The organism is Malikia sp. (assembly GCF_028687635.1).
In the GTDB taxonomy this organism is placed as follows: domain Bacteria; phylum Pseudomonadota; class Gammaproteobacteria; order Burkholderiales; family Burkholderiaceae_C; genus Malikia.
Map to the genome: position 1 here is coordinate 1 of NZ_JAQTZS010000042.1, position 5316 is coordinate 5316.

Annotated in this window: 8 protein-coding genes; 5 read left to right on the forward strand and 3 right to left on the reverse strand. The window is 40.9% G+C overall.

Features of this window, described 5'->3' with window-relative positions; all coding sequences use genetic code 11:
• The 5 genes from PHR85_RS14985 to PHR85_RS15005 form a co-directional block, all read left to right on the forward strand.
• Positions 1 to 532 (forward strand): 4Fe-4S dicluster domain-containing protein (locus PHR85_RS14985; protein ID WP_367278765.1); only part of this gene is annotated, 532 nt, incomplete at its 5' end.
• On the forward strand, positions 532 to 1716 hold the full coding sequence (locus tag PHR85_RS14990; protein ID WP_300055952.1) for an ethylbenzene dehydrogenase-related protein: 1185 nt from the start codon (positions 532 to 534) through the stop codon (positions 1714 to 1716). The genes PHR85_RS14985 and PHR85_RS14990, both read left to right, overlap by 1 nt.
• The gene (locus tag PHR85_RS14995; protein ID WP_300055954.1) at positions 1716 to 2120 is read left to right on the forward strand and encodes a hypothetical protein; all 405 of its coding nucleotides are present in this window, start codon (positions 1716 to 1718) and stop codon (positions 2118 to 2120) included. The genes PHR85_RS14990 and PHR85_RS14995 overlap by 1 nt, the downstream gene beginning before the upstream one ends.
• A gap of 103 nt (positions 2121 to 2223) precedes the next feature.
• The gene (locus PHR85_RS15000; RefSeq protein ID WP_300055957.1) at positions 2224 to 2793 is read left to right on the forward strand and encodes a molecular chaperone TorD family protein; all 570 of its coding nucleotides are present in this window, start codon (positions 2224 to 2226) and stop codon (positions 2791 to 2793) included.
• Between the two features lies 1 nt (position 2794).
• On the forward strand, positions 2795 to 3877 hold the full coding sequence (locus tag PHR85_RS15005; protein ID WP_300055960.1) for a 4Fe-4S binding protein: 1083 nt from the start codon (positions 2795 to 2797) through the stop codon (positions 3875 to 3877).
• Between the two features lies 1 nt (position 3878).
• Here the strand turns inward: PHR85_RS15005 and PHR85_RS15010 are convergent, their stop codons facing one another.
• The 3 genes from PHR85_RS15010 to PHR85_RS15020 form a co-directional block, all read right to left on the reverse strand.
• Positions 3879 to 4928: a DUF6781 family protein gene (locus PHR85_RS15010; RefSeq protein WP_300055963.1), complete on the reverse strand. Its 1050-nt coding sequence runs from the start codon at positions 4926 to 4928 to the stop codon at positions 3879 to 3881.
• Positions 4929 to 4937: 9 nt separating this feature from the next.
• The gene (locus PHR85_RS15015) at positions 4938 to 5207 is read right to left on the reverse strand and encodes a DUF493 domain-containing protein (RefSeq protein ID WP_300055966.1); all 270 of its coding nucleotides are present in this window, start codon (positions 5205 to 5207) and stop codon (positions 4938 to 4940) included.
• Positions 5173 to 5316 (reverse strand): cyclic pyranopterin monophosphate synthase MoaC (locus PHR85_RS15020; protein WP_300055968.1); only part of this gene is annotated, 144 nt, incomplete at its 5' end. The genes PHR85_RS15020 and PHR85_RS15015, both read right to left, overlap by 35 nt.

Below are 5316 nucleotides of genomic sequence, written 5' to 3' on the forward strand. Positions count from 1 at the left end.
CTCTAAATCAGAGAAATGTATCCTTTGTTTCCCTCGTATTGAGCAAGGGTTGCCACCGGCATGTGCTCAACAATGTGTCGGACGTATCCGTTTCGTAGGATTCTTGGATGATGAAGATTCACAAGTTTATAAATTGGTACACAAATATAAAGTAGCGATCGGATTGCGTTCAGATTACGGTACACAACCGAATGTATACTATATTCCTCCGACCGAATCTCCTGCTAAATTTGATGCAGAAGGTAAAATTATCGAAGGTTCAACGCGTCTTCCGATCGAAGAGCTTGAAAAACTATTCGGACCTGCGGTTCACGATTCAATCGCAACGTTGAAAGCAGAGATGAAAAAACGTAAAGAGACAGGTGTTAGCGAATTGCTCGATCTTTTGATCGCATATCAACACTCTGATATGTTCCGTTTGGACAACAACTACTATCAACAAGTAGCGAAAGAGAACAAACGTAATCCATTGGCTCCGGTAGACACACGTTATCTTGCCGGTAAGTTCACTAAAGTTGGAGGGCTCAACTAATGAAAAAGATTTTAACTTCTATCCTTTCATTGGGTCTTGCCGCTTCTGCAGCTTTGGCTGCGGATACGATCACCGCTGTTAAAGTGGCTGACGTTGCATCAGCTGATGCATGGTCAAAGGCTAAATTTTCAAGTGTAACACTTTACCCTCAAACTGCCATTCATATGAATGACAAAAAAGCAAATGAAGCTAATGCTGCTGATAAAGCAAAAAAAGCGGACATTGCAGCAGTCTATGACGGTAAAAACATCGCATTGATGGTTAAATGGGCTGACGGCACTAAAAGCGTACAAGGTGCCTATTCATCAGACACCTACAGTGACGGTTTTGCCGTTCAATTTGCCGGAGCGACTAAAGGTGCACAACCACTTCCATATATCGGAATGGGTTCAGCTGGGCGTCCTGTAGTGGTTCACTTGCAAAAATCGACTGCAAGTGTGTATGAGCCTAACGGAAACAAAGATGTTTCTACTCAGGTCAATCGTCAGCAAACAGGTATATTCGGTCAAGAGTTAGCCGATTATGATGCGAAAGTAGCTTCTTTGGCAAAAACCGACTATGAGCGTGTCTTTGTTGCAGAAGGGTTCCGTTCATTAACAGAGATCAAAGACGGTTCCGTTAAATCAAGCGCTTCTATGACCTATGGTAACAATGGTTGGAGCGGAACTGTGACTCGTGCACTTAAAGATGATTATGTTAATTTCAAAGGGACGGTTCCGGTTGCTATCGCAGTTTGGGACGGTGCAAAAATGGGACGTAACGGTATCAAAAACCTTTCAGGATGGGTATCCGTCAATCTAGAAGGGCAAAAACCCGATGCAAAAATTGTAGCTGAAACGACTGAAGAGTCAAAAGGCGATGCTGCAAAAGGTAAAGAAGCGGTTGCCGCTAATGGTTGTGCAGGATGTCACCAAGTTACTTCAAGTGATGCTCCAAATACAATGGCTCCATCTTTGGCAAATGTAGGCGGATATTCAACGGTAGCGTATCTACGTGAGTCAATCTTAAAACCGTCTGCGGTTGTTGTACCAGGTTATAATCGTAATGCACATAGTAATACACCTTGGTATACAATTGAAAAAGGTAAACGCGTTTCAACGATGACTGACTTCAGTTTCTTGGATAAAAAGACTGTTAATGACATCGTAGCGTACCTCAAAACACTCAAAGCGGAGGTAGAATAATGAAAAAGATTGCATTGTTATGCGCCGTGCTGGTATTCAGTGCGTTTGCAGGTGAGCCTGAGGGTCAAGAATTCGACGGATTGTTGACCACTCCAGGTTGTGCGGCTGAAGGTTCGTTTTCAAGTTGTTATTTAGAAAATTACAGCTGCGGATCAGATGGATGTTTTAGAAAAAATGAGCCAGCTTCTATGAAAAAAGTACCATTGGCATTGTGGCAGCACAATACCGGTAAAACATACATCGTAGATGTAACAAAACTTAAAGCATCAGAACTTGGAGAAGGGTATAATAGAAACGGTGTTATTATCGTAGGAACGCTTGATGAAGCGACTAATACGATTCATGCCACTGAGTTTAAAGCTCCTCCTCCACCTAAAAAGTCATTTTTCAAAGGGTGTTTATAACACCAGCCTAACCCCCTTTGGGGTTAGAGTCTTAATTATCTAAACTTTGCTGTCTCAAAGTCCTCATATGACACAATCCCTTACTTTTTTTAGGAACACTTGAATGAATAATGAATACCGTCTTTATATCTATGCCTTTTTATCGCGTGTAATGAGTAATATCCCTGACCGTCGTTTTATCCATGATCTTATAAGCAATGATGCACTCTTAGAGATTATCGGTGAAGAGACGAAAGAGTGGATGAAGGCAACAGATGTCGAAGCATTGTACGATGCGTTAAATATAGATTATACATCCATGTTCATCCTTAATACTCAGCCTGTAGAATCGTTTGTTTTGGATGCTAAAAATGAGACCCTTGTCGGATTGCAAAACCCGGTTATGGGATTTTATTTTTCACATGGGTTTGAGGTGAATATGAATCAAACAGATATTATGGCTCCGGATCATTTGGGGATTGAGCTGGCATTTATGCAGACGCTGATTTATCGTAATGAGACTCAGCCTCAGAGCAAGTTTTTGGAAGATCATATTATCCCATGGGTCATTCCTTATATGATGGGGATGAGAAGTATGGCTGACACCCCTTTTTACAGAGATATATGCGATTTCACCGTTGAATTTATAAGTGCGGATTTTGAATATTTATCACAAAGTGCAACACATGGGTAACATGAATTTCATCCAAAAGAGTAACCTCTTTAGTTTCACGGCTACACGATGTTTGCGTAATGAATATTTTCATAATGATTGTCAAATATGTATCGATCTATGTCCAAAGGGGGCCTTTCACATCGTTCGCAACAAATTGACGCTTTTTGAAAACGAATGTGTCGGCTGTGCGGGATGTATCGGAAGCTGTCCTACTGAAGCTTTGGAGATTGAGAGTTTTGATCCTAATGGTTTTTCGGCATCGTATCAGGATCAAAAAGAGACAACACTTTCATGTAAAATCTCAACGCCGTGTTTAGGTGTTTTTGATGTCGAACATTATGCCGTCATGGCATTACGTTCAAATAGAAGCGTACAATGTGATCTGAGTCATTGTGAGGGGTGTGTCCTGAACCAAAACGGTATACTCGCTGGATCAATCCGTTCAACGATCGAAGAGGCTAACGTATTGTTAGAACAAATTGGGGTAGAGTACCGTATTGATACGATCGATATTAAAGAAGAGCAGAGTGAGCGCCGTGCGCTATTTCGAAAAGGGATTGAAAAGGTTAAAACATCTATTGTGAACACAAATGAGTCTCAAGCTCATATTGCGATGACAACAGCACATCATAAGCTTCCAGATATGAAAATGCCGCTCAAGCGTATTTTGCTCAAAAACTCTCTTAAAGAACGTGTAGGGGATATGGAGAAAACAACTTTTGAGGGGTCAAGTTCTTTATTTTTCAATAAGCAAATCGATTTTCTAAGCTGTACTAATTGTGGAGAGTGTACACAGTTTTGCCCGACGGACGCCCTTTTCCCTACATCCGATAAGCAAGGTATCTTTTTTAGTCAAGGAAAATGTATCGGATGCGGGATTTGTGAAGATATTTGTAAACCTAAAGCTATCAGTGCCAAAAATGAATTTGATTTTGTGAGTATCGCGTTCGAGAGAGCGGAGCAATTGGTTCATTATGATATGGTGATGTGTCATGAGTGCAGATGCCCCTTCCCGTATAAAGGGGGAGATCCTATTTGTGATCGATGTGACAGTTATACGAAGCAGTTTAAAAACATGTTTACTATGGCTAAAGATTTATAACCTACTTCTTCTCCATAGCGTCTTTAGCACCTTTAATTGCACCGTTCATGGCTGACTTGGCAACACTCCATGCACGTACTCCGATTGCCTTGGCTTCTTGTGCCGATTTGGAATTTAGAAGTTTTGACCCCTGCATCGTCACGCCTCGTTTAATTTTTGAAAGACGGTCGCGTAAGAGCTCAACCGTCTCTTTTGAGAGATTTGTGAGTTCGTCTGACTCGAAATGGATGTCGTTGCTGATTCGCTCCAGACGTGAGATGATCACAGCTGAGTTATTTGCCTTGAGTGAATGAAGTACTTGTGTAAAGAGAGTATCTATTCGGTCAAGTTCAGTTTCAATTGTTTTATATTCATCGCGGTAGAGGGCTTTAACCTCTTCAGGAACATATAAAAGATACTGGTGGAATTTTGCAATGGATTTAATCAAGGCGCTTCGTATCCCCAAAAGAGTACCTTTGAAAATGCTGTCTGATTGATTAGGCGTGGCTTCGGCAATATTTATGGCACTTTGGAGAATACTTGATAAAATTCGGCGGATGCGCACTGCGTTAAGAACATTGGCATTGAGTGTTTCGAAGGTGATGTCTTTGATGATTTCATGCAAAGTATCTTCGATATCAGACCCTTTTTCAAGAGTTGTGATAATGGCGCTTTCGGTGATTTCTTCTAAGATATCGAGTAGATCTACAGATTGGAGTTTGACTTGATGCAGCTTTTCAAGCATCTCATCTGAGTTTCCGATATGCTTTTCGAGGGCATCAAATAAAGAGTATTTCAGATGCTGTAAATCTTCGCTTTTACGTACTATTTGTCTCTCTATACGCTCTTTCTGAGAAATAAGATCTTCAAGCTCATCATGCAGTGCATAGCCCTCTTCTTCCAACATAGCACTTGCAAGTATTTTCAATTCTTGAAGTGAGAGCCCCTGTGTACTCATAGCCCATTCCTTATTAAGGAGATCCACTACTAAAGAGACTTTGGTATCAATATCACTGTTCGGAAGGGTTCGATAATGGGTTTTGACATCGCGTTTAAGAGTTTCAAGATTCATTGTATTCCTTTATAACACCATTTTGACATGGGGATGCGCTTTGAGCGTTTCGTAAAAATAGGTACGTTCGTCTTCATTATGAACTAATAATTCTAAGTTCATGCTGATATATTTTCCACTTTTGCTGGTATTAGACGGATTGAGTGTATAAGTACGTTCCATGAAAATTTCCATGGCTGCTATTTCGATTCCTGCACGCTCATAAGCAACTATTTTATAACACCATGTGCATGGATATTCCAGTTCAAGCTTCTGGGGTATTTCGTTGATAATCTCCACTTTTGCCTCCTGATTTGGTTTCAAGCTGAATAGGGCCCAGCACCATAGATTTATCAATGGCTTTGAGCATATCGTAGATGGTTAGAAGCCCAATGCTGGTACCTGTAAG